This window comes from Mesorhizobium sp. M7A.F.Ca.CA.001.04.2.1, assembly GCF_003998485.1.
In the GTDB taxonomy this organism is placed as follows: Bacteria; Pseudomonadota; Alphaproteobacteria; order Rhizobiales; family Rhizobiaceae; genus Mesorhizobium; species Mesorhizobium ciceri.
The window spans coordinates 1-1664 of record NZ_RZQT01000087.1 but is presented as its reverse complement, the minus strand read 5'-3'; the positions used below and the strand labels follow the sequence as shown (position 1 = coordinate 1664).

Below are 1664 nucleotides of genomic sequence, written 5' to 3'. Positions count from 1 at the left end.
CATTGCGGTCGTTGCGGTCATTGGCCGGCTCGAAACGCTCGTTCTTTTCAGCCGGATTGCGCAGCGGATCGGGGCTGCCGAGATGGTCGGCAACGATCGGCAGCTTGGTGCGGATGATGCGCTCGACCTGGCGCAGCTTGCTGTTCTCGGAAGGATCGCAAAGCGTGATCGCGATGCCGTCCATGCCGTTGCGGCCGGTACGGCCGATGCGGTGGACGTAGCTCTCGGCTTCATCAGGCAGATCGAAATTCACGACATGGCTGATGCCGGGTACGTCGATGCCGCGCGCCGCGATGTCGGTCGCCACCAGAATGCGCACCGAGCCGTCGCGGAAATCGTTCAGCGCTTTCTGGCGGGCGTTCTGCGACTTGTTGCCGTGAATGACGGCGGCCTTGAAGCCATCGCGCTCGAGGTCCTTGGTCACCCTGTCGGCGCCATGCTTGGTGCGCGAGAAGATGATGACGGACTTCATCGCCTCATCGGCGAGCATCGTCGACAGCACCTGGCGCTTCTGCTTGGTGCGGGCAAAGACGACGCCTTGCACGATCTCGGCCGCTGCCGTGCTTTGCGGCGCGACTTCGACGCGGATCGGGTTCTTCAGCAGGCCCTTGGCCAGTTCGGCGATTTCATTGGGCATGGTCGCCGAGAACAGCACCGTCTGACGATCGGGCGCGGTCGCCTTGGCGATGCGCTTGACGTCGTTGATGAAGCCCATGTCGAGCATGCGGTCGCCCTCGTCGAGCACCAGCCATTTGGTGTCGGCAAGCATGAGGTCGCCCTCACGCACCAGGTCGGTCAACCGGCCGGGCGTTGCGATCAGGATATCGACGCCGGGCGCAACCTTCTTCACCTGGCTGAAGCGCGAGACGCCGCCAAGCACGAGCGCGGTCGAGACATGCGCGCCCTTGGCGAGGATCTTGATCGTGTCCTCGATCTGCACGGCGAGTTCGCGCGTCGGCGCCAGGATAAGCGCACGCGCCGTCTTCGGCCGGCGCTTGGTGCCGAGTGCGATGATCTTCGACAGGATCGGCAGAGCGAAGGCCGCGGTCTTGCCAGAGCCGGTCTGGGCGATGCCGAAAATGTCACGGCCTTCCATCTGCGGCGGGATCGCCTGCGCCTGGATAGGCTTCGGCTCGGTGAAGCCGGCGTTGTGGGTGGCCTTGAGCAGCGCGCCCGTAATACCCAGTGCCGCGAAACCGGTGAGTTCCGCAGTGTTGCTGCCGGGCAAAGTGTTTTCGTTGGTCAAAATAATCTTCTTTCACGCGGCTTCTGGCCGCAAACATCGATGGCGGCAGGGCGCAACCTGCCGTCGAACAAATTTTCATGAAACGACAAGGCGGGCGGACGGGTTCGTCCACTCGGCTGCGCTGTCGTGCCCGCAGGCATCATGCCACGGGGCTTTTTCGCCGCTTTGTGATTTACCGGAAAAAGGGCCGATATACCGGAAAGAGGGAAAACAGACGCAACCAGTCTCATTCGTCGAGAAGGCCGGATAAGTCCCGGCCCAAGCGCCTATGCCGCCGCATATGGCCCAGTTCGCCACCAAATGCAAGGGGCGTCATGCTGCAGCGCAGCAAAATCCACGGAGCAAGCGGCGCTTGCGCTCGCTTGCCGGCACGATTACCACGAAATGCCGCTGGCTTGGGAGGTAATCGATGAAGGAC

The 1664-nt window shown here is 62.7% G+C and carries 1 protein-coding gene; it reads right to left on the bottom strand.

Annotated features, from left to right (window positions below; genetic code table 11):
- Positions 1–1246, bottom strand: a 1246-nt coding sequence (locus EN955_RS23650; RefSeq protein ID WP_245492844.1) for a DEAD/DEAH box helicase, incomplete at its 3' end; no start/stop codon positions are given.
- Positions 1247–1664 lie beyond the last annotated feature (418 nt).